This window comes from Candidatus Liberibacter americanus str. Sao Paulo (genome assembly GCF_000496595.1).
In the GTDB taxonomy this organism is placed as follows: Bacteria; Pseudomonadota; Alphaproteobacteria; order Rhizobiales; family Rhizobiaceae; genus Liberibacter; species Liberibacter americanus.
Genome location: NC_022793.1, coordinates 451,448 through 475,811, shown reverse-complemented (window position 1 = coordinate 475,811; position 24,364 = coordinate 451,448). Strand labels below are relative to the sequence as shown.

Here is a 24,364-nt window from a genome sequence, read left to right as displayed (position 1 = left end):
TTCATAACTAAATCTAATTAGTTTTGAATAATATTTTTCCGTAGTTATTCCAGGGATATTTAATTACTGGACAAATAATGCTAAAAAAAATTGATTCATTTTATGGTATGGAGTGATTATATTATATCTAGAACAAACATTTAATAATGGTAATAAGAAACTACAATTCGTGTTTTTTTATGAAATTAATAATTTTAAATTACCTATCAGGAAAATTTTTCCGATAATCCTATTTTTATAGATATAATCAAAATTAATGAACAAGATATTCCAGATAAATAAATTTTATTGGCAGGATGGCAGTGCATTGTGCTAAAATGGGACTAAAGAACGACTTTTATGATACTGATAAGAGAAGATCTTTATTTTTAGACATTAAATGCATTTTATACTATAAAAAAATAAAAAATTGTTGTTCTCGAAAATGTTAATCACTTGAAAGGCCAAAATAAAAGAAAAAGGTTAGATACTTTGATATAAAATCAATTATTTACCAAAAACAGATTGAATTTTTAAGACATATTTTCTAACACTATGTTGCTATTTAGATATGTATTTTTGACTTTCAATTACAAAGATTTAAAGAGATGATAACTTCTATGATAAGACATATATTTTTCTTAGGCACTAGTTTATAAACTCTTGTAACCAATAAATTATATCTGCTAAAGAGGCGAATTTATCCTAAAGATATTTACTAATAATAAGCCAAATTTTTGATTCATCTTCCGAAAATGGTTTGATAAAGGCATTATATACTTCTGGGCTTGCGATCATATGCCCATAATATTTTCAAAATGATATATCCAAGATTATATACTATATTCATGGTATTTCTTTATTAACGTTATAAAGTCTATTATCTAAAATTACTGCAAATACACAAGTGAATTCTTGCATCTCATTTATTGATATTTATGCAATGGTTTGGCAATTAACACTAAATCCGATATCATTCTCAATTTTAATAAATAGGTCAATTTTATCATTTTCTTTAATCGAACCTACAAAAATTATTTTTCACACAAAAACATTTAAGCAATATTTTTATCTTTTTTAATTACAGGAGGCTTATTGGTGTCGCTTTGCTTCAAATCAAATCACTAAATTAATTAAAATTATTTTTCAGAAGATAAATATCTTTTATTCTAGGCTCAAGAGATCCTAATATAAGTTTTAAAGGCAACGTAGTTTGTTCTGTAAACTAAAGTTATGATACTTTAGTTTATAGATAATTACATCCATCTAACCTCTTGAGATTTATTCAATTGTCAATGGATAAGATATTATTAAGATCCATAACAACATATGGGCAAAACTGTTATATGCATTAATCAACATCCAATTTCCAATTTACCGTCAATAACATAAATTAAATAGTTTTTCACTTTTTAATTTTTTCATAATATTCTAGGAACTTTATTTTTATACCAAAACCTTGATCATAATTGTTAATTGTATAGGCTATCTATATATGTTAATTGTATGGGATATATATGTATATGAAGGTTCATTATCAACATTTACTTCTATGCCATAGGGCAATTTAGTTATCTTTAACTATCAAGCATATCTAAGACAAGTATGCCTTATCACACCATCCTTGAAGCCCAGAAGCAAAATTAAATTACAGAATTCATCAATATATAATATTGAAGTATTAAAAAATTTTATGTTTTATATCTATGCTTTTAATTTATTCTTACGATTTATTCTATATCATTACGGATAATGCATCCAGACAAATTGTATAACCTTTATCATTATCTGACATTTGTATTATTGTATCAAAAAGAGACAAATATAGATACACATATATAAAGGCATTAATAAGAAGCCCATAATATAAAACTGCTAAAGTTAAAACAATAAATTGCCAAAAAGTAATTGTTTAAATAATTTATTTTAAAGATAATTAATACAAAGATGGATTATGATCTTTAGTATTTGTTCTATGACATCTATAACCATTAAATAATTATAGGCTTAAAAATAACAATGTAATCCACACAAAAGCATATAAATATGATATTATAACTATTGACACTATGATATGTTTATTGCAATTCTAGAGGGCAGTTATTGTTTTTCTAAAATACATTCATCTTTCGTATTAGTTGATTTTATATTGTATGTTATTATTGATATTTTCCCTGGTAGCTCAGCGGTAGAGCATTCGACTGTTAATCGACAGGTCGCCGGTTCGAATCCGGCCCGGGGAGCCAGTATAATTATAAGATATTGATTTTACTGTATTTTTATATAATTTATCTCATCCTTTAAAAAGGTAAGACCAAGCCGAATATTTTCATAGCTTCAGTAGCTCTGCTTTAACTTATTTCGATTACTATTACTTTTAAATTTTCCCCTCATGAATGAGCACATCTTATACATTCTTTAGATTTAGATGCTTCTTCCCAATCTTATTTATCCAACTTTAGTCTAAAAAATATATTAAGATAACAATACCGAGATGAAATGTGAAATATTCAAGAGATGATATTCTACTTTCATGAAGATTCAGAAGAATTGGAGAAATCTTAAAAAATTGACATAAACATTTCTCGATATCTTTCATATACTTATAATAGAACAAAAATAACACACGATTTTTCTTTTGAGACAGAGCATGTATTAAAATACGATATTTTAGTGCAAAATCCAGCAAAAGTAGATAAAAATGAACAAGGAACGGCAACAGTCAACGTATATATGCTTACTAAATCTACAAATACTAAAAGAGATTAAGAACGAAATGATACATAGGAAAAACGGCAATTGAACTTAATTAAGTTATATAATAAAATAAGTTTTAAAATCAACAATTGACTGTGATTTATTTTACTAAATAACATTCATAAAGAACAAAACCAATAACATTTACAATAAAATATATATTTAATATTAAATACATTTGAATGCTAAAATGCCCATTTCTTTTGCGTTGTAAATGAAATAGTAAGCCATCTCTCCTCTTTAATGCCGCCAACAACGTCACCTATTTCCTCTCTTATAGCATCAAGAGACTCTACGCCTTTAATAGGATAATTCAAAGGAACGATAATATGTATCTCTATAATACGAGAACGACCTGTCTTGGTAACGTATGTATAAGCATCAAGAAATCCATGCCGATCAACTATCGGATATAGGGCATTTCTAACCTCTAGATCAAGATCTAGCGGCGCAACTTGAAATACCTCAAATAATGATCGCTTAATTGTACGTATCGTTGAAGGCAAAATAAATAAACAAGTAGAGATTAATACAAAAGTATCAATATAAGGAGTAATCCAATTGTAATCACTATCCTTCAACAACATGCCGAATAAAAAAACAAAGAAAACAGCTGCTAAATTAACACCTGAAGCAATCCAAAACTTTGCATCCAATGCTATAAAATCAGATTTTATTACATAATTACATCTGTTTTCATAAATACCCATCGCGAAACATAAAACCGATGCAATCATAGAATAAATTACAGCTTGAACAAAAATAACATCATGACCTTCTGACATGATGGTAAAAATAGATTTAATCAATGCATATAATATACCAAAAGTAAGCATCAAGGCATTAAAAGCTAAAACCATAGGCTCTAAATGCCAAAAACCGAATTGAAAATATCTTCTTCCATTGATATTTGACTCTAAAGCATCTTTAGATATTAGCTTTGATACAAACAAAGAAAGAAATGTAATAATCGCATCTAGATATGAGTAAAAACCATCAAAAACAATGGTAAAAGAACCTGAAAAAAGGCCAACTATTAAATCAGTTGAGGCAATTAATATAGTGAAGATAATGGATAGTTTCAACAACCATTCTTCTGAATTTGACCTTGATTTATAATCCTGCATCTATTAATCCTATACTATAATTTATGGTATAGATTGATGATATCATCAAATTTAAAATAAACCAAATTATCAAAACGATCGATTTAATTAGGAAGAAAACAGCTTAAAACTTGGTTCGTCCGTATACTCAATGTTCTTAAAATTGGATGAGATTAAACTGGAGAATAATAAATGAATTTCAAATTACCAAATCTACCATATGGTTATGATGATCTATCCCCATATATGTCGAGAGAGACTCTTGAATATCATCATGACGTACACCATAAGTCTTATGCTGAAAATACATCAAAGCTCGCATCTGATGCAGACATGTCAGATTTATCAATTGAAGAAATAATACTAAAGTCGTATGGATCTAATGTATCTCTTTTTAACAATGCAGCTCAGTATTATAATCATAATCTTCTCTGGCTATGTATGAAAAAAAATGGCGGAGGTGAAAAATTACCTCAAGCCCTTAGTAATGTAATTAATGATAACTTCGGAAGCTATGAAAAATTTAAGTCAGATTTTATCGAAGCCGCTTCTAAACAATTCGGTTCTGGCTGGGGATGGTTGTCAGTTAAGAATGATAAGTTAGAAATATCAAAAACCCAAAATGCTGAGAATCCACTTATAAATGGAGCAATACCAATACTCTGCGTTGATATTTGGGAGCATGCTTACTATCTTGATTTCCGTAATAAGCGCGGAAATTATCTAGAGTGTTTTGTTTCTAATCTTATTAACTGGGATTATGTTCTTGAACGCTATCAAGAAGCTTTATCATCTCAAAAAGCGAGCACATAATCCAAAAAATATTATTTATAAATAAAAGATAGTATTCATTTGCAACATTATATAACAGCCTTAAAAAGATAGGATTGCTGTATGGATGTTTTGCAAAATATTCTTTAAAATTGCGATACAATATAAAATCTGTATGCAACTGGAAGTATATTTTTGTCTTTTTAATAATCAATAATATTTTTTATAATAATAATTTTATCAAGATAGTTGAAACGTTATTATATCCCCTATTTAAAAGAATATATTATCGATAATTAATCAAAGGAAAAATATATTTCCAGATACAAATACAACTAGTATGTTTTCTTGATATATAAATTTATAAAAAAACGAACGATGATTGTTACAACAATCAGTAGAGTTACTCAATAAAAGTTAATATTTCACAATAAAAAATATCTACTAAGAAAGATAAATAATATTATACATCCTATTAATTAGGAAAACTTTATTGATTATTTTCGATAAAATATGTAACAATAATATCAAAAAAATGTATTTTTATTTTTGAAAAATCAAATCATGAAAATACCAATGTAAAACTATCACAAATTTTCTAATAAAGTAGACAATGCTAAAGAATTGACCATATAAAATATTATTTTTCAATTAAAGATGAAATAATACTTATTATAAAGATGAAATAATACTTATTAAACATTTACAAATTCATATAACAATATAAATAAAAACTAATTAATTACTTATTTGATAATTAACAAAACACGCATTACTCTCTTAGTTTATCTTTATCAAATGCATCCATAATTTTTTTTTTTAAAACATTAGAAGCCTTAAAAGTTATAACTCTACGAGGAGTTATTTCAAATGATTGACCGCTCTTTGGATCTCTGCCTATACGTGCTTTTTTATCCCTTACATTAAAAGTAGCAAAAGAAGAAATTTTTACTTTTTCTCCACGAATAGCAGAATCGCAAATCTCATCAAATACCATATTAACAAAACTAGAAGAATCTTTCATTGTAATATCAAATTTTTTTGAGATAGATTTCACCAAATCCGCTCTGGTCAAAGCTTTATTCATAACAAAATTTCCATATATTTCGCACAAATACAAATTTTAAAAACATAAACAAATAACACACACATTAATATTAATACAATCAATTTACCAACGTATCAATACAGCACCTGAAGTAAATCCGCCACCCATAGCTTGCAATAAAATACAATCACCTTTTTTAATACGCCCATCTTTAACCGCAACATCTAGAGCAAGGGGAATAGAAGCAGCAGAAGTATTTCCATGCATATCCACTGTAATAATAACCTTACTAATAGGGATATTAACCTTTTCTGCTATGCTATGTATAATTCGACTATTAGCCTGATGAGGTACGAACCAATCAATATCTTTAATTGTTAGATTAGATAATGAAAAAACATCATCAATCAATGAAACAGCAGATTCTATCGCATATTTAAAAACCTCTTTCCCCTTCATACGCACATGACCAACGGTTCCAGAAGTAGAAGGTCCACCATCAACATACAGCTTATCACCATGTGAACCATCAGATCGTAAACACGTTGACAAAATTCCAACATCATAATCATTTTCAACCTTCATAGATTCTAGTATTACAGCCCCTGCACCATCACCAAACAAAATACAAGTGGACCGATCAGACCAATCAACTATGCGCGAAAAAGTATCACTCCCTATAACCATAACACGCTGAACAACTCCCGAACGTATATAAGAATCCGCCGTAACCATTGCATAAACAAAACCAGAGCAAACAGCCTGAATATCAAATGCAAAACCATTATTCATTCCCAAACGATTTTGAATATTAACAGCTGTAGAAGGAAAAGTCTGATTAGGAGTAGTTGTAGCCACAATAACTAAATCAATATCAGCTACATCCATCTTTGCATGAGACAAAGCATCACGAGCCGCAATCTCTCCGAGAGAAGCAGTTGTCTCGTCTTTACCCGCAATATAACGCTGATTTATTCCTACACGACGCTTAATCCAATCGTCATAAGTATCAGTAAGCATTTCTAATTCTGAATTTAAAAATGCCCTCTTTGGAAGACATGATCCAAATCCTTTTATTATAGAACGAATCATTTTCATCTATTACCATTATCAGAGATAATATCTTTGTCACTTATATCAGGTGAATTATCCTTAAATTTCTGTATATCAACTTTTACCATACTTATAAAATCATTTTTAGACATGTTAATGGCAATATCTAAAACATTAAAAATAGACTTAGCATCACTACTTCCATGACCTTTTACTACAAGACCATCAACCCCTAGAAGAACTCCCCCATTAAAATTACGTGGATCAAATCCTTCTTTAACATCTCGCAAAGCACCATTAATAAAAAAACAACCAATTCGTGACCACAAATTCCTATTCAAAGCCTCCTTAAAAACTTCTACTACACGTTTAGCTGCACCTTCTGCAGCTTTAATCGCAATATTCCCAGAAAACCCATCTGTCACAACAACATCAACTAATCCATTAGATATATCATTAGCTTCAATAAAACCTTTGTATTCAAAAGAATCAAACTTATCATCTCGCAACAATCTTGATGTTTCTTTCAATACATCATGACCCTTTATTTCTTCTATTCCAACATTGAGCAATCCTATAGAAGGCCTTTTTATGCCCAACACAGATCGAGCAAACATTCCCCCTAAAATTGAAAGTTGGATCATATGATCCACAGTAACAGCTCCAATACTAGCACCAACATCTAATATAACACATTTACCTCGAATAGTTGGCCAAAATGCAGCAAGAGATGGACGATCAATACCACTGATCTTACTCAAACATAACCTTGACATAGCAATTAAAGCACCAGTATTACCAGCTGTAACAATAGATGCTGCTTTATTTTTTTTGACCGCTTCTATAGCACGCCACATACTAGATACATTACGACCTCTACGCAAAGCATCTGCTGGTCTTTCATCCATGGCAATTGATATATCACAGTGATTAAAAATACTCTTTTCTTGTAAGTTTCTATGAGAATTTAATATTGGCAAACAAACCTTTTCGTCTCCATATAACATAAAATTTACATTAGGATTATTCTCAATAAATCTAGACGCTCCCAACACAAGCTCCTGCGTACCTAAATCACCACCCATAAGATCAAGAGCAATTGTATTATCTCGTTGCATTACAAATATATCCCTTATTTTAATCAGATTTTTTAATCAGATTTAATATAAACACTTAAACATCTTAAATCATGTAAGACACTTATTGCTAACATTTTTTAACATTTTTTATCTATTTGGTAGATATTGAAATAAATAATCCTAATTTTACTTATCATAACAATTATATATATCCGAAAATACAGAACCCTCTTTTTTAGGATATGGATTAATAGCTAAAGCCGCAAAATCAGAAACAAGAAAACCAATATCAATTGTTCCATCTTCTGCAAAACCAATAATATCTACCCCTTTAATCTCAAACTCATTTTTACCAGAACAATTATAATTTGAAAGCAATAATTTTGAAGAATTTGGAACAAGAACACATCCCAAAGACTCTTCTATATAAGAAGTTAAAGGCTCTAATGTAATTACGCAAACCTGTATAATCTTAGCATATACAGTTCCTTCAACACGAACTCCAATTCTTTTCCACTTAGAAAGCTTAATATCGGCATACAAACTCTCTACTGCAGATACTTCCCACTGTTTTGCCAAATTCTCACAATCAAATCTATTAGCTTCTATTTTAATCTTCATTGGAGAAGAAAAAACCGATTTAACATTAATAATTCGTGAAAATTTTTCGGTTATATCTAAAGATTTCCCCATAGTATTTCCTTATTAGCAACATAAATTAGCAATTAGATAGAAAGAATTAGACCTACATAATCCGCCTATAAATTAGAATTTAATACATCAAGTTATCATCAGATAAATTCATAAATTCAACTTATTAGTTAATAAAAAAATAAAGTATCAGGTTAAAGACAATAGTGAAAGATAATTTTTAATTTCTTTGTTCCTTTTTTGAGCCCCCTCAAATCAACTTATGTTGTTTTTATTATTATTTTATACACTATACTGTTCCTAAATTTTATATCTAGTTGCTTCTATATCTGGGATATATCAACAGGACTAGCGGATTTAACAATAGAATGCTTGATATATAAGTATTTTTGTTGACGAAACTACATAATCCGCCTATAGATTATAATTCAATAAATCAAATTATCAGCATATGAATTCATAAATTCAATTGAATGATTAATAGTAGAATCAGGTTAAAGATAGCAGTGAAAGATAATTTTTTTAATTTCTGGGTTTCTTTTTTAAGATCACTAAAATCAACTTCTGTTATTGTTATTATTCTATACGCCATATTATGCGCAAATTTTTTGTCTAGTTGTTATTATATATCTGGAAACAGAAGGGCTAGCGGCCTTTTAATAGACGAAAAACGTGTCATGCTTATATCAATAGGATCATCTCGTACACATGTTTTCAAAACTTTAGGAAGACCATCTTTTGTTTCTATTGAACAAAAAGATGAGCCTCAAACATTCTACTACGTATCACAGAAAAAAGAACGACTCCTACCTCTCAACTTTTTAAAAGAAAAAGTTGTTGAACGAATGATTCTAAAAATTTCATTTGGAAAGGATGATCGAGTGTCTGAGATTAAAAAAATAAGCATTGAAGAAGCAAGAGAATTGCACCCTTCTATTAATTTAACGCAAGTACCAATAAGTAAAAAGGTAGGTTTCTTTCAAAAACTTTCTGATTCCAGAAAGGACATGGAGTAACCTAAACCTATTATTTTTGGATTTTAATAAATAAAAATATAATAAAAGATGGAGGAATAAGCATGATCTCAAATGACGATGATAAATCTAAAAACGAGATTTTTTCTCTGTTTTTGGATGATTCTTTCCCTCCAGAAATTTCATCATTTCGGGTTATTCGTCGCAATGGAACCGTAACACCATTTGATCCTTTAAAAATCGGTTTAGCAATCATGAAAGCATTTGTGGCTGTGGAAGGAAAAGGGGCAGCTGTTTCAAGTCGCGTTAAAAGTATTATAAGGGATCTAACAAAACAAACTGTAGCAAGGCTATTACGCCACTATAGCTCAAATTCTATTGTTCATATTGAAGCGATTCAGGATCAAGTAGAATTATCACTAATGCGTAGTGATCATCTAAAAATTGCAAGAGCATATGTTTTATATCGTAAAAAACGGTCTGATATTAGAACAGGAATGCATGAAAATAGTGATGCGTCGCTTTCACTGAATCTAAAAATAAAGATGGACGACGGAACGATTTCAGTGTTTGATTCTAGCAGATTAGAATCTATAGTCACAGAAGCTTGTGAAGGATTAAATGACGTTTCTTCAAAAGAAGTGCTAAATGCAATTTACAAAGATTTATATGAAGGAATTAGTGAAAGCGAAATAGAACTTGCGTCTATTATGGCATCACGTGTCCTTATTGAAAAAGAGCCAAACTACGCCAAGGTAAGTGCGCGATTGCTTTTAGATAAGTTGCGCCGTGAGGCTTTAACAGCTGTTTGCGGAATAGCTAAAAAAGCCACCCATCATGAAATGAAACTTATATATAAAGATTATTTCGTTGATTATATAAAAAAGGGAATTAATTCTGATCTACTACATCCTTCCATGGAACAATTTAATCTGGTTAAGTTGGCAAACGCTATTTGCCCTGAAAGAGATCTTTTTTTTGATTATCTTGGATTGCAAACACTTTATGACCGATATTTTCTTCATACAGAAGGATGTCGTTTTGAAATGCCTCAGGCGTTTTTTATGCGTGTTGCTATGGGACTTTCATTAAATGAAGCTGAAAAAGAAAAAAGAGCAATAGAATTCTACGATCTTCTTTCTTCCTTTTATTTTATGTGCTCTACCCCAACACTTTTTAATGCGGGGACAAATAGGCCACAACTTTCTTCCTGTTTTCTTACAACAGTTCCTGATGATTTAGATGGAATTTTTGAATCGATAAAGGAAAATGCTCTCCTTGCTAAATATTCTGGCGGCATTGGCAACGATTGGACACAAGTACGTGCTCTCGGAGCGCATATCCACGGTACTAATGGCAAAAGTCAAGGATTAGTACCATTTCTAAAGGTTGCAAATGACACAGCTGTCGCAGTTAATCAAGGAGGAAAACGTAAAGGTGCAGTATGTGCATATTTAGAAACTTGGCATATTGATATCGAAGAATTTCTAGATCTAAGAAAAAATACCGGAGATGACCGTAGGCGTACTCATGACATGAATACCGCTAACTGGGTTCCAGATCTATTTATGAAAAGAGTAGAAAATAATGAAAATTGGACATTATTTTCTCCAGATGAAGTTAATAATCTACATAGTTTATATGGATTGCCTTTTGAAAAAGCCTATGTAGATTACGAAAAAAAAGCAGAACAAGGTGAAATAAAAATATTCCGCAAGATTCCTGCCGTCACCTTATGGCGTAAAATGATTACAATGCTATATGAAACGGGACATCCTTGGATAACATTTAAAGATCCTTGTAATATCAGATCTCCTCAACAGCATGTTGGTGTAGTACATTCTTCAAATCTCTGTACAGAAATTACATTGAATACATCAAAAGATGAAGTAGCTGTATGCAATCTTGGATCATTGAATCTAGTCGCTCATCTAGATGCTAAAGGAAAACTTAACTATGATAAGCTAAAACAAACAATCAGTACAGCAGTGCGAATGCTTGATAATGTTATAGACCTAAACTGGTATACTATTGATAAAACCAAGAATGCTAATTATAAACACCGACCTATTGGTCTTGGATTAATGGGTTTCCAAAGTATATTGCAAGAAATGCGTATCCCTTATGCAAGTGAAGAAGCTGTAATTTTTGCAGATCAAAGCATGGAATTCATTTCTTACCAGGCCATATCTGCTTCCGCTAATCTGGCAGAGGAGCGTAATAAATATCCTAGTTTTGAAGGATCTTTATGGTCTAAGGGTATCTTACCTATTGATTCCATTAAGATATTAGAAGAATGCCGTTATGAATTAGAAATGGATAGATCTTATAACTTAGATTGGGAATCTCTTCGTAAAAGAATAATGAAAGTTGGAATGCGAAATTCAAATTGTATGGCAATTGCACCGACTGCAACTATTGCAAATATATGCGGCGTATCACAGTCTATAGAACCGTCATATCAGAATCTTTTTGTAAAATCCAACATGTCTGGAGATTTTACAGTAGTAAATTCTATTCTAGTAAATGATCTGAAAAAGATAGATCTTTGGGATGAAGCTATGATTTCTGACTTAAAATATTATGATGGCAGTATCGGTAATATAGAGCTTATCCCAGAAGACTTGAAGAAACTCCACGCTACTGCCTTTGAAATTGATCCAATATGGCTTATTGAAGCAGCTTCAAGAAGACAAAAATGGATCGATCAGTCTCAATCATTAAATTTATATATAGCAGAACCGAGTGGTAAAAAGATTGATTTTATTTATCGTCAATGTTGGATTAAAGGATTGAAGACGACTTATTATCTACGTTCTAGATCAGCTACCCATGTTGAAAAATCAACATTAAAAGAAGTTGATGGTAAACTAAATGCTGTACCTGTTATGGAAAATAATCCTTCTTCAGATATACCTAAAAATACTGCTTTTACTTGTGGAGATAACGAATCTGCATGTGAAGTTTGTCAATAGATAAAGGGTCATTAAAAATGAATATCAAAAATCCGTTATACAACAGCGATATAAGTAATTCGTACCATCAAGATCATCCAATGAACAATGCTGGTCTTGGCCCTATTAAAATAGGTAGTGCACGAGTTAGAGTAGATGAAAAGCAGATGATAAATGCACGCTCTGATGTAAATCAACTATTGCCTTTAAAATATAAATGGGCTTGGGAAAAATACTTATGGGCTTGTAACAATCATTGGATGCCAACAGAAGTATCAATGCAAGCAGATATTGCTCTGTGGAAATCAGAAAACGGATTGACTGACTGCGAGCGTCACATGATTAAACGTAATCTGGGATTTTTCGCATCATCTGAAAGTCTTATTGCTAATAATATTGTTCTTGCAATATACCGACATCTCTCTAATCCAGAATGCAGACAATATCTTCTAAGACAAGCTTTTGAAGAAGCTGTTCACTCACATACATTTCAGTATATTGTAGAAAGCCTAGGTCTCGATGAAGGTGAGTTATTTAACATGTACAGAGAGGTCCCATCTATTACAGACAAAGCAAGCTGGGCTCTAAAATATACTAATAATCTTGGATCTGCATCATTTTCTACTGGGACAAAAGAAAGTGATCAAGCTTTTTTGCGTGATCTCATAGCATTCTATGTTATTTTCGAAGGAATGTGGTTCTACACCGGATTTGCGCAAATATTGTCTTTGGGCAGAAATAATAAAATGGTCGGAATAGCAGAACAATATCAATATATAATGCGCGATGAATCGATACATCTTAATTTTGGAATTGACGTAATTAATCAAATAAAAATTGAAAATCCACATTTATGGACAAGTCAATTTCAGGAAGAAGTGCGAAAAATGCTAGAAGAAGCAACAAAACTTGAGATATCATATGGAAGAGATACCATGCCTCAAGCATTTCTTGGTATTAATGCTGATTTATGTGAAAAATATATGTGTTTTATTGCCAATCGTCGTTGTATCCAAATTGGATTAAATCCTATTTTTGAAAAAACAGATAATCCTTTCCCATGGATGAGTGAAATAATGGATCTAAAAAAAGAGAAGAATTTTTTTGAAACACGAGTCACAGAATATCAACATGGTGGAAGTTTAGAATGGGATTAATAATATTTAATGATTATCTGTAAACCTATAATTTTAAAAAATTTAGTTCATAAATATTTCCCATACTAATTATGTATAGAATTATTTTAGTAATTTAATAGTAAAAAAATAATAATCAAAATAAATACGATTTAATCAACTGATAAATAAATTAATGATTTGATTTATAATTTTTAATGTTAACATTAAAATAATATTATTTTAATAGAAATAGCTCTTTATTAGCAAATTATTTATGCAGTCCATAAGTGAGATTTATTTATTATGTTGCAAAAAATAGAGTGAGTGTTGATATGAAAGATAAGAACACATATCATACTGTAAGAGGTGTGGATAATTGGCTTCAAGCAGAAAAATGGCTCAAAATCCGTGGCATTGAAGATATAGAATGTATTACATCTGACTTAGCTGGTATCCCTCGTGGAAAGATGATGCCATCATCAAAATTTATTTCTAACATAAATTTGGCTGTTCCTTCAGCAATTTATCGCCATACTATATCTGGCGAATCTATAAAATCCCCTTCTAGTTTACGTCACGAACAAGGAGATGGCGATTTGAGGTTATCTCCTGATCTTTCAACCCTAAGCGTTGTTCCTTGGGAAACAGATCCAACAGCACAAGTGGTATGTGATGTAGTCAACTATGAAGGGGAAGAAGTCATCTATACACCACGTAATGTTCTTAAAAGGGTTTTAGATTTATATTTTCAACATGGCTTAAAGCCAATAATTGCACCAGAGATGGAATTTTATCTTATAGCTAAAAATGATGACCCTGATTATCCATTAAAACCACCCAAAGGACGTTCTGGAAGATCAATACTTGGTGGACAAAGCTATTCTATTATGGGAATAAATGAATTTGACGAAATAATTGACGATATCTGGGATTTTTCTGAAAAACAAGGATTAGAAATAGATACTCTAATACATGAAGAAGGTCCTGCTCAGTTCGAAATAAATTTACGACATGGCGATCCTCTGACACTCGCAGACCAAGTTTTCTTATTCAAAAGAACCATACGTGAAGCGGCTTTTAAACATGGTATATATGCTACTTTTATGGCAAAACCAATGCAAAATTATCCTGGATCAGCTATGCATATTCATCAATCTGTGTTGAATATTAAAAATAACAAAAATATTTTTTCTAATTCTGAAGATGGAAGTGAAACTGATTCATTTAGATATTTTATAGGAGGACTACAAAAATACATACCTAATGCATTAGTAATGCTTGCTCCATACGGCAACTCTTATCGTAGACTAGTTCTTGATATGGGATGCCCTGTAAATAATGATTGGGGATATGATAATAGAACAACAGCATTCCGTATACCTTTCTCTGATTATGAAACAAGAAGAGTAGAAAATAGACTTCCTTCATCAGATACAAATCCATATTTAGCTATTGCAGCATCATTAGCATGTGGATTATTAGGAATTTTGGAAAAAATAGAACCAACAAAGCCTACTTTAAATTCTACAAGTCAAAGATCAATCAAATTAGCACGTGGATTATTAGAAGCAGTCACTCTTCTAGAAAAAACTCCTCAGTTTAAAGAAATATTTGGATCAAAATTCATTGATATATATACTACTTTAAAAAGAAATGAATTCGAAACATTTATGCAAGTTATAAGCCCTTGGGAAAGAGAATTTCTACTATTAAACGTCTGAAATTTTGTCAAAAAAAGATATATTATCTATATATATATATTTATTTACACATACACTATATATGATAATTATATAATCAAAAATTTTAATATATAAAAGGCAATCACATTATATAAAAAATAAATTTTTTAATACCAATACATACAGGCCATATTTAGAATGCAAGATCAAATTAATAACACTGAAAACTTTGATTGCATTATATTTGGTGGAACAGGAGATCTTGTAAAACGAAAACTTCTACCAGCTCTATATAATTGTATGGAAAAAGAAAATTTTCAAAAAAAAAGTCGTATTATTGGGGTTTCCAAAGTAAAGATGACGACTGATTTATACCGTGAATTCATTCATCAAGAACTTAAAAAATATCTAAAAAATGACCAATATAACCCATTAAAAGCAAAAAAATTTCTATCTTTTATTTTTTACATCTCATTAGATATCGAAAATAACCATGGATGGACAGATCTTAAAAAAATAATAGAATCAAATAACAAAAGCACTAGAATTTTCTATTTAGCAGTATCATCTATATTTTATGGAATAATTGCTCATAAAATAAATGAATATCAGATTATAACATCTCGTACTCGAATCGTAATAGAAAAGCCTATCGGTAATAGTCAAATTTCCGCAAAAAAAATTAATAAAACTATTGGCAACATATTCAAAGAAAACCAAATTTTTCGCATTGACCACTATCTTGGGAAAGAAACAGTGCAAGGATTGATTAGTCTTAGATTTGCCAATATGGTTTATGAACCAATTTGGAATTCTAATTATATAGATCATATTCAAATTACAACAGCAGAAAATATTGGCATAGAAAATCGCAAGGATTATTATGATGCAACTGGTGCACTAAGAGATATGATCCAGAATCATATTTTGCAGATTATGTGCATTATTGCCATGGAACCTCCTATTTCTTGTACAGATGTAGAATCTATTCGTAATGAAAAAATAAAAATTCTAAAATCACTAGAACTTATTACAAAGGAAAATATCCAATTATCAACTGTAAGAGGACAGTACGTAGCTGGTATTATAAATGGCTTGAATGTTAAAGGATATCTTGAAGAAATATCTCAAGATATATCTGATACGGAAACTTTCGTTGCTATAAAAGCAAAAATTGCAAACAAGCGTTGGTCTAATGTTCCATTTTATCTACGGACAGGCAAACGTCTCATCAAATACGTATCCGAAATTATTATTTCTTTTAAACCTGCTATTAATTCAATTTACGACAATAACTTATCTAATATAGATGATAATAAATTGATAATTCGTCTTCAACCTAATGGAAGCATTAAAAAACTGCTAATAACAAAAGATCATGCGACAAATAAACTAAAAATCAAAAAAACTGCTCTTGATATATGTTATAATAAAGATTGCATAATCTATTCTGATGGATATGAACGTCTTATTATGGACATTATAATTAATAATCAAACACTTTTTATGGGATATAATGAAGTTGATGAAGCATGGAAGTGGACTGATTCCATATTGAAAAATTGGGAGAATACTGGACAAAAAGTTGAAAATTATATTGCAGGTACATGGGGTCCCAAAAGATCTAAAGAATTAATAAAAAAAGATGGACGAAAGTGGTATGAAGACACTTTGGGAGATTTTTAATGTTGAAATATAAATTGCATACATTTGAAAACAAGCAATCATTAGCAAAAGAATTAGCAAAAAATGTAGCAAATCAACTATCTATAGGAATAGATAAAAAAGGATCAGCAAATCTTGCATTATCCGGTGGATTAACACCCAAAATATTTTTAGAAGAGCTTTCAGTTATAGATATTGATTGGTCTAAAATATTAGTTAATTTAGTTGATGAAAGATCAGTCCCTTTTGGAGATCCTCGTTCAAATAAAACACTTATTTCAAAATATTTTCTCAAAAATAAAGCTAAAAAATCATCATTTATTGATATTTACTATCCGGATAAAACTTTAAAAGAATCTATTAAAATAGCAAATAACAATATTATTAGATCTATTGGTTTTCCATTTGATGCTGTAGTTTTGGGAATGGGAACAGATGGACATACAGCATCTTTTTTTCCCAAAGGAGATACACTTAGTATAGCTATTGATTCTAATACTCCAAGATCTGTAATAGCTATAAAAAATAAATCTAACAATGAACAAAGAGTAACTTTTTCTCTTTCTGCTTTATGTGATGCTAAATTTTTATCTTTGCATATTGAAGGAATGCAAAAAAAGAATACTTTAGAAAAAGCCCTTTCAGGAGATAACATAGCAGCAATGCCAATTAGAGCCATATTATTGAATTCAAAGTCTCATGTAGAAATATATTGGACCCCCGCTGCTTAAGATAGACAATAACGGATGAAATAGTATGATTATTATTAGTATAATACAGTAAATATATATTATAGATTAGATATCAAAATTTGGTGGCTCCATGCCAGCAGATCGATAAGCAGAAATAACTGTATTAAACATCAACATAGCTATTGTCATTGGTCCAACCCCGCCAGGAACAGGAGTTATAGCCCCTGCAATCTCTCGACATTCGGGATCTACATCTCCCACTAATATACTTTTCCCAAGTTCAGAAGAATTTATCCTATTAATGCCAACATCTATAATAAGAGCTCCCTCTTTTACCCAATCAGATTTAACCATATAAGGTTTACCAACAGCTACTATTAAAATATCAGCAGATCTACAAATTTCCGACAAGTTATTAGTCTTTGAATGTGCTATAGTAACCGTTGCATTTTTTGCAAGCAACAACTGAGCTACTGGCTTACCAAATAAATTAGAGCGACCTATTACTACAGCGTGTTGACCAGATAAATCATATCCCTTTAACCTATGAATTAAAAACATAGATCCTGCTGGAGTACATGGGATAATACCTGTAGCAAAATCACCTACTAATATCTTTCCAGCATTTAATATATGAAGACCATCTACATCTTTTTCTGGAAGAATAGATTGAATAACAGAATTAGAACATAAGGTGGAAGGCAATGGAAGCTGTACCAATATTCCATGAATTGAATTGTCTTGATTCAATTCTACAATTGATCTTTCTAAATCAACTTGCGAAATATTTATAGGAAAATTATATTGTATTGAATGGAAACCACATTTCTTGGCCATATTTGTCTTAGCGGTTACATAAGAACAGCTTGCAGGATCATTACCAACAATAATTACAGCTAATCCTACTTTAATCCCCGTATTTTCTTTCAAAAACTCTACATAATCTGCAACTTTTTTAGTAATTTCAGAAGATATAACTTTTCCATCTATCAAAGATCCCATTAGAGATTACCTTTCATGCCATCATGTTATAGAGAAGCTAAAAAATATAATCAGTTTATACAAGATATTTTAATATAAAAACAACACGTAAATTCAGCAAACTACCAAACTATAAAGCCACTTTCTTCAATTTTTAATTGATCCACAACATGCACGAAATTCAAGTATAAAAGAGAATATTTATTTCCATTGGACAAATTAAACAGCAAATACTAATTACGATTATCTATTTTATTAACATAATCAGGATCAACACCCAATCTTAAGTCAGGAACTTGATATACCTCACTAACACAACTCATCTGCTTACCATCTAGAGAAATATAATTAAATTGATTGACTAGAACCTCTAACAAGAATTTAGTTCCTAATTTCAAATTGAGATCATCTTTAATTTTTTGACGCAAATTATCAAGACCAAATGATTTAATTTTGGTCAAATCACCCATTTGAGAACCAGCTAATAATGTATAAATATAGTCAGTAGATATATCTGTAAAATGATTATAGTATTCAGGTTTATTCGATATATCTACAACAAAAGATAATTTTAAGAAAAAATAAGATATAATTCCGTTAGAAATTACAGGAATAGTGATCAAATCCCCTCTAATAACGTAATTAGAATTATCTTTGGTAATTTGCGTATAGTTTTCTACATTAGTATTCGTATTATTGTATGCAGGAAGTATAAATAGTATATAAAACGATAATAGAGTTACAACCAATAACCATGATCCATACAAAAAAATTTTCAACATATATTAAAAAACATCCAGACATTATCCAGCAGAATAAGTACCATCGGCATCTATATCCTGTATCTTCTTCTTAAATAAATCAGCCACCACTCGAGCTGCCGCCAAATACGATTCCAAAAGATACGCATTAAGTTCTAATTTCTTGCGCAATATACGTATCTGTTCCGAATGATCAGATGATATTTCTCCAAGCGAATGTAGCAATACATATAATTCATGCAAACAACGGCCTTTGTTATCGTTTGATGCACTAATATCAAATTCTATATTTCCTCTTAAATTCTTATTTTCATCATCTATAATCTCAATGGCTCTTGTTAAAACAGTTTTAATGCGATAATCTTCAAGTACAGGCACTATGCTACTTTCCTAATTAGTTGCATTATTAACCCTATTTTTTGTTAATATTAAGGAAAATTGGTATTTTGGTTAATTTTATCAGCATGTAAATTAAAATGTATTTTATGCTGTTTTATTATCGTGTCACTGATGTTTCCCGCCAAAATTTCTTTCCAAAAATCTCCATCAAATCCACCTCCCAATGACTTAACGGTTTCTTCTGGTAAAATAGATTTAATAAAATACTGAAACATAATACCTTGTAATTTTTGCATTGCTCCTGCAACAGGAGTTAAATCTTTAGAGGATTCATTAGTATGATTATCATTAAGCACTGATTGAAAAGAACCATAAGACAATTTATCTCGCGATATATGAGAAAAATCATTATCGATATTTTTCAATCGATCAATATTTATATTAACAAATGGTATTTCCATGATAAAACCAAACTTTACTAATAAGTAATAACTAAAATAATATGATTATGAAGATATAAACTTGTGGGAAACTGAATTTAAAAGGATTCGTTGATTTATGTTATCTTGATTGTTTTCATCATCAAGTTCACGTTCTTCCAAAATAACAATATCATCTTTAATCTCCGTCAATCGATTAAACTTTGTTTCCTCAAACAAGAGCTTATTTTCTTGAACAACCTGCAAATCTTCCATTTTTTTTTCATTTTGACTCAAAAATTGATAAAATTTTGAATAATAACAAGCTAAATGAGGATTTTGCAATGATATAGAAAGAATTGAATCCATCAACTCTTTTCTTAAAATATTTATTTCATTACGTTTATAAACTGTATCTGCAAGATTTATTTCTGCAATTCTTCGGAGACATTTTTGCATATAAATAAGATTATATAACCTTTTTGAGTTACAAAACCTCATAATTAAATCCTCTATATTTTTATAAGTTATACTTTACAAATAAAATAGTTCAGTATCATCACGACATAATTTAAATAAAACACAATATATTTTTTAAAATACTAGCTTAAAAGAGTGCGAAATCTGATAAATAATCATTTCAACTAAGGAATAAAAAATTAAACATCCCAATCCAATCATATAAGGAGCAGAAACAAAATAAACAGGAATCTGAGGAACTAACTTATTAAGTAATCCAATTGAAAAATTAAAAACCACACAAAAAAACAGGAAAGGACCAGATAATCTGGTCATAATAATAAATATTTTTTGCAATAAATTAGTTATATAAAACAAAATATTATCAAAGCGTATATACTGATAATTCCCAATAGGAGTTATTTCATATGATTTAACCATTTCATAAAAAATATGATGATGGAAGTCAGTTACCCATAATACTAACAAACCCATAACTCCAATAAATGAGCCAAATGAAGTTTCTGGAGTAGTTTCAGAGATCCCCATGCTCATCTGTAAGTTTAAACCAATAGCCGTTGATATAGTATTACCTAAAAATTGCAGACCAAGTGTATACATATGAACGATAAAGCCATACAAAAATCCAAGAAGCGACTCCATCATTATCAACTTCAAATAATCTGATTTTTCTGCAAAAACTTTAGGATAAATCATGTCCCAAAGAAACGGAAATAAAACTATGGAAAAAGATATCGCTATCCATAAACGAATCCTTATAGGAACATAAGATGTTGAAAAACCGGGCAAAATCGTAATACATCCACCAATACGGCAAAAAATCAAAAATATAGACATGGCAATAATTTCTGGAGTTATTGTCATGAGATCGAGCCCAAAATATTTATTTTCAATCCCTTTGATATCTCCATATGAGAAAGAACAGCAAGAGATGGAAAATTTCTTTCAAGTATCATACGTATATAAGAACGAATTTCTGGAAGAGTAACTATAACTAATGGAATCCCTTGATCAGCATATTTAATAATCACATTACTAGCCTCATCTGCAAACTCTTCAACTGCACGAGGTTCAATATTGAATTCTATTACATCACCTTTAGAATCTCTTTGTATTGCTTGATAAAATACCATATCCCAACGATTGCCCAACTTAATAACGTTCAATATACCTTCGTCTGATAAATCTCCACAAATCTGTTGTGCTATTCTAATACGTACCTGCTCCACTATATGAACTGTTTTATTAAAATATGGAGCTACCTCAGCTATAGATTCTATAATTAGATGCAAATTGCGAATAGAAACACGTTCTGCCAACAACAATTTCAAAACTGCTTGTATTCCTGAATAAGATATATGAGATGAGCATATTTCATCTGCAAGCTTTTTATATTCGTTATCAAGCCTACCAATAAGCATTTTTACATCTTTATAAGAAAGAAGTTGAGATAAGTTATTTCGAATTACCTCACTCAAATGTGTTAATATAACAGATAAATTATCAATAGGCTGAAATCCTTCACGCTTTAAATCATCTGTGAAATTTTCCATTATAGAAATAGATCGCATTCCAAAAGCAGGTTCTATAACTTCATCCCCTGGAAAACTTGGTTTATTCTCAGACGATCCAACTATAACCAAAACTTCTCCAATACGAAGTTCACTTGTAGCAACCGTTGTATCATAAATTCTAATATGATATCCTTTTTCCGGAAGGGAAATATCAGTTGTAATTTTTATCTCTGGAAATATGAAGCCATATTGTTGAGCAAATTTTTTGCGTATCCTAGATACGCGAATAAAAATCTCATTTTTAGAAGTAAGCAAATAATTCGATACCAAACTACCAAGAACCAATTCAATACCCGAAATATTGAAATCTAACTGCTCTGTATCTTGGCTTTGTTCAAGTATTTCTTTCTCCTTCGATGCTATTTCAATATTTTCCCTAAAGATTTGATATGGAACATACCATCCTCCAAAAGCAAATAAACTACCTAACATCAAAAAAGGAAATGATGGCAAACTAGGAATAAAAGACAAAATACTCATGAAAAATGCAGAAATAAGTAATGCCCGTGGATAACTTGATAATTGGCCAACAATAGCAGTATTGGTTGAACCACTAGAAGTAGTTCTAGATACAAGGAGACCTGCTGCCAAAGATATAAGAAGAGCTGGCACTTGTGTTACAAGCCCATCTCCTACTGATAATCTAACAAAAACATCAGCAGCATGACTAACCGACATATCATGTCGAAAACATCCTATAATAATACCGCCCATAATATTAATAGCTGTGATGATAATACTTGCTACTGCATCTCCACGTACAAATTTTGATGCACCGTCCATTGCTCCAAAAAAAGAACTCTCTTTTTCAAGCTCTTTACGACGAATTTTTGCTTCATCTTCACCTATCAGACCAGAAGCAAGATCTGCATCAATTGCCATCTGTTTCCCAGGAATAGCATCTAAAGTAAAACGAGCTCCAACTTCAGCAATTCGCGTTGCTCCTTTAGTAATAACTATAAAATTAATTGTAATTAAAATCATAAATACAACCAAGCCTATTACAAAATCTCCTGCCATTACTAAAGATGAAAAACCAGCAATAATACCTCCTGCAGCACCATATCCTTCATTACCAAACGAAAGAATTGCGCGAGTAGTAGCAACATTTAATGACAAACGAATAATTGTAGAGATAAGAAGGACAGTTGGAAATGAAGAAAATTCCATAGGTTTCTCAATCCATAATGCAACCATCAAAATTAATATTGATAGAGCTATAGATGAAGCTAAACCTATATCAAGAAGTAGTGTAGGTATAGGTAAGAAAATAATACATATAACAAAAATTATACATAAAGCTAAAACAACATCATGTGCATGATTTCTACCATTAAAAACAGATGTCGCTCTCAAAGATTGTAGCATATCCTAATCTCTTCATAATCCTACAAATACAATATCCTTGCATTTATATTAATTTTTAACAGATAAGATTTAACAGATAATAATTGTGTGAAGATTGTCTTTTTTCAAAAGCTAAATTGAATCCGCGACAAAATTAAATTAAAGAAAATGGACATTTGAGAACCTATAAACGGTGCAGAAATAATCAGAGCAATAAAAACAGCTACAATTTTAGGCACAAAAGTAAGAGTCACTTCTTGTATCTGGGTAATAGCTTGTAAAAATGATACCAAAATACCAAAAAACATTGCAGATAATAATGCAGGAGCACTTACCATTAAAATAGTCTTCATTGCTGCTCTAGCAATCTCCAAAATATCTGCTTCATTCATTCTGATATCATTCTAAAAATATTAGAGCCATCTTATTCAATCATTTTTTTTGACTGGATAAACTAATACCTGTATTGATTGGAATCTCTGTATTATCAATAGTAATAGCTGTTAAACCTTTTGGTGATACTTTAACAGTTGCAATTTCACCGCTTAAATCTCCATCAGGACTAACTATATTTTTTCCAATATAACTACTAGCTTGAGCAAGATTATTACTACTTAGTAACTCCTGCAGAGTAGAATTCATCTTAACAGATTGTTCCATCTGAGAAAAAACAGCTAATTGTGCAACTTGTTCACTCGCTTTCATAGGTTCTGTTGGATCTTGATACTTCATTTGAGATATTAAGAGCTTTAGGAATGCATCATGCTTAAGAACGGAACCAGGTTCTGATTTTAATGATTTATTATTTATAGAATTCATTCCAGCATTTATTTCCATAATAAAATCTCCTAAAAATATATTAAAAATCAATCTAAAAAAACAACACTATTAGATATAGTTTACATCTTATTTAAATATACAAACGATTAATATG

21 protein-coding genes and 1 tRNA gene are annotated in these 24,364 nt (G+C 30.4%); 8 read left to right on the top strand and 14 right to left on the bottom strand.

What is annotated here, in order from left to right:
- The first annotated feature begins 2,150 nt into the window (after positions 1 to 2,150).
- Positions 2,151 to 2,225, top strand: a tRNA-Asn gene (locus LAM_RS02045).
- Positions 2,226 to 2,921: 696 nt separating this feature from the next.
- On the opposite strand, the gene LAM_RS02040 is transcribed toward LAM_RS02045, so the two are convergent.
- Positions 2,922 to 3,863: a cation diffusion facilitator family transporter gene (locus LAM_RS02040; protein WP_007557174.1), complete on the bottom strand. Its 942-nt coding sequence runs from the start codon at positions 3,861 to 3,863 to the stop codon at positions 2,922 to 2,924.
- Positions 3,864 to 4,034: 171 nt separating this feature from the next.
- Here LAM_RS02040 and LAM_RS02035 point away from each other — a divergent pair, with 171 nt between their 5' ends.
- The gene (locus LAM_RS02035; RefSeq protein WP_007557173.1) at positions 4,035 to 4,655 is read left to right on the top strand and encodes a superoxide dismutase; all 621 of its coding nucleotides are present in this window, start codon (positions 4,035 to 4,037) and stop codon (positions 4,653 to 4,655) included.
- A 730-nt stretch (positions 4,656 to 5,385) separates the two neighbouring features.
- Here the strand turns inward: LAM_RS02035 and LAM_RS02030 are convergent.
- From LAM_RS02030 to LAM_RS02015, 4 genes are all read right to left on the bottom strand, one after another.
- Positions 5,386 to 5,700: an integration host factor subunit alpha gene (locus tag LAM_RS02030; RefSeq protein WP_007557172.1), complete on the bottom strand. Its 315-nt coding sequence runs from the start codon at positions 5,698 to 5,700 to the stop codon at positions 5,386 to 5,388.
- Positions 5,701 to 5,784: 84 nt separating this feature from the next.
- On the bottom strand, positions 5,785 to 6,753 hold the full coding sequence (locus LAM_RS02025) for a beta-ketoacyl-ACP synthase III (RefSeq protein ID WP_007557171.1): 969 nt from the start codon (positions 6,751 to 6,753) through the stop codon (positions 5,785 to 5,787).
- A 2-nt stretch (positions 6,754 to 6,755) separates the two neighbouring features.
- Positions 6,756 to 7,832: a phosphate acyltransferase PlsX gene (gene plsX, locus LAM_RS02020; protein WP_007557170.1), complete on the bottom strand. Its 1,077-nt coding sequence runs from the start codon at positions 7,830 to 7,832 to the stop codon at positions 6,756 to 6,758.
- Positions 7,833 to 7,979: 147 nt separating this feature from the next.
- Positions 7,980 to 8,486: a DUF177 domain-containing protein gene (locus tag LAM_RS02015; protein ID WP_007557169.1), complete on the bottom strand. Its 507-nt coding sequence runs from the start codon at positions 8,484 to 8,486 to the stop codon at positions 7,980 to 7,982.
- Positions 8,487 to 8,950: 464 nt separating this feature from the next.
- Between LAM_RS02015 and bamE the strand changes: the two genes are divergently transcribed.
- The 6 genes from bamE to pgl all read left to right on the top strand — a co-directional run bounded on the left by bamE (position 8,951) and on the right by pgl (position 17,568).
- On the top strand, positions 8,951 to 9,460 hold the full coding sequence (gene bamE, locus LAM_RS02010) for an outer membrane protein assembly factor BamE domain-containing protein (protein ID WP_007557168.1): 510 nt from the start codon (positions 8,951 to 8,953) through the stop codon (positions 9,458 to 9,460).
- A gap of 62 nt (positions 9,461 to 9,522) precedes the next feature.
- Complete coding sequence (locus LAM_RS02005) at positions 9,523 to 12,393, top strand: ribonucleoside-diphosphate reductase subunit alpha (protein ID WP_007557167.1); 2,871 nt, start codon at positions 9,523 to 9,525, stop codon at positions 12,391 to 12,393.
- Positions 12,394 to 12,473: 80 nt separating this feature from the next.
- On the top strand, positions 12,474 to 13,529 hold the full coding sequence (locus LAM_RS02000) for a ribonucleotide-diphosphate reductase subunit beta (RefSeq protein WP_040055882.1): 1,056 nt from the start codon (positions 12,474 to 12,476) through the stop codon (positions 13,527 to 13,529).
- Positions 13,530 to 13,822: 293 nt separating this feature from the next.
- A complete protein-coding gene (locus tag LAM_RS01995) occupies positions 13,823 to 15,211 on the top strand; it encodes a glutamine synthetase family protein (RefSeq protein ID WP_023466225.1) in 1,389 nt (462 codons plus the stop codon).
- Positions 15,212 to 15,370: 159 nt separating this feature from the next.
- Positions 15,371 to 16,858 carry a glucose-6-phosphate dehydrogenase gene (zwf, locus tag LAM_RS01990; protein WP_007557164.1) on the top strand — a complete coding sequence of 496 codons (1,488 nt, stop codon included), beginning with the start codon at positions 15,371 to 15,373 and terminating at the stop codon, positions 16,856 to 16,858.
- Complete coding sequence (gene pgl, locus LAM_RS01985; RefSeq protein WP_007557163.1) at positions 16,858 to 17,568, top strand: 6-phosphogluconolactonase; 711 nt, start codon at positions 16,858 to 16,860, stop codon at positions 17,566 to 17,568. Before zwf ends, pgl begins: the two co-directional genes overlap by 1 nt.
- Before the next feature lie 66 nt (positions 17,569 to 17,634).
- On the opposite strand, the gene folD is transcribed toward pgl, so the two are convergent.
- From folD to flgD, 9 genes are all read right to left on the bottom strand, one after another.
- Entirely contained in the window at positions 17,635 to 18,531 is an 897-nt protein-coding gene (gene folD / locus LAM_RS01980; protein ID WP_007557162.1) for a bifunctional methylenetetrahydrofolate dehydrogenase/methenyltetrahydrofolate cyclohydrolase FolD, read from the bottom strand.
- A 212-nt stretch (positions 18,532 to 18,743) separates the two neighbouring features.
- Positions 18,744 to 19,292, bottom strand: coding sequence for a hypothetical protein (locus tag LAM_RS01975; protein ID WP_007557161.1), 549 nt, complete (start codon positions 19,290 to 19,292; stop codon positions 18,744 to 18,746).
- 21 nt (positions 19,293 to 19,313) lie between these two features.
- Positions 19,314 to 19,649 carry a hypothetical protein gene (locus LAM_RS01970; RefSeq protein WP_007557160.1) on the bottom strand — a complete coding sequence of 112 codons (336 nt, stop codon included), beginning with the start codon at positions 19,647 to 19,649 and terminating at the stop codon, positions 19,314 to 19,316.
- Positions 19,650 to 19,699: 50 nt separating this feature from the next.
- Positions 19,700 to 20,071, bottom strand: coding sequence for a hypothetical protein (locus LAM_RS01965; protein ID WP_007557159.1), 372 nt, complete (start codon positions 20,069 to 20,071; stop codon positions 19,700 to 19,702).
- Between the two features lie 45 nt (positions 20,072 to 20,116).
- Entirely contained in the window at positions 20,117 to 20,530 is a 414-nt protein-coding gene (locus tag LAM_RS01960; RefSeq protein WP_007557158.1) for a hypothetical protein, read from the bottom strand.
- Positions 20,531 to 20,623: 93 nt separating this feature from the next.
- Positions 20,624 to 21,373 carry a flagellar biosynthetic protein FliR gene (locus LAM_RS01955; RefSeq protein ID WP_007557157.1) on the bottom strand — a complete coding sequence of 250 codons (750 nt, stop codon included), beginning with the start codon at positions 21,371 to 21,373 and terminating at the stop codon, positions 20,624 to 20,626.
- Positions 21,370 to 23,451, bottom strand: coding sequence for a flagellar biosynthesis protein FlhA (flhA, locus tag LAM_RS01950; RefSeq protein WP_007557156.1), 2,082 nt, complete (start codon positions 23,449 to 23,451; stop codon positions 21,370 to 21,372). The genes LAM_RS01955 and flhA overlap by 4 nt, the downstream gene beginning before the upstream one ends.
- A gap of 104 nt (positions 23,452 to 23,555) precedes the next feature.
- Entirely contained in the window at positions 23,556 to 23,822 is a 267-nt protein-coding gene (gene fliQ, locus LAM_RS01945) for a flagellar biosynthesis protein FliQ (RefSeq protein WP_007557155.1), read from the bottom strand.
- A 40-nt stretch (positions 23,823 to 23,862) separates the two neighbouring features.
- Positions 23,863 to 24,267, bottom strand: a complete 405-nt coding sequence (gene flgD / locus LAM_RS01940; protein WP_007557154.1) for a flagellar hook assembly protein FlgD — start codon at positions 24,265 to 24,267, stop codon at positions 23,863 to 23,865.
- Positions 24,268 to 24,364: the final 97 nt, after the last annotated feature.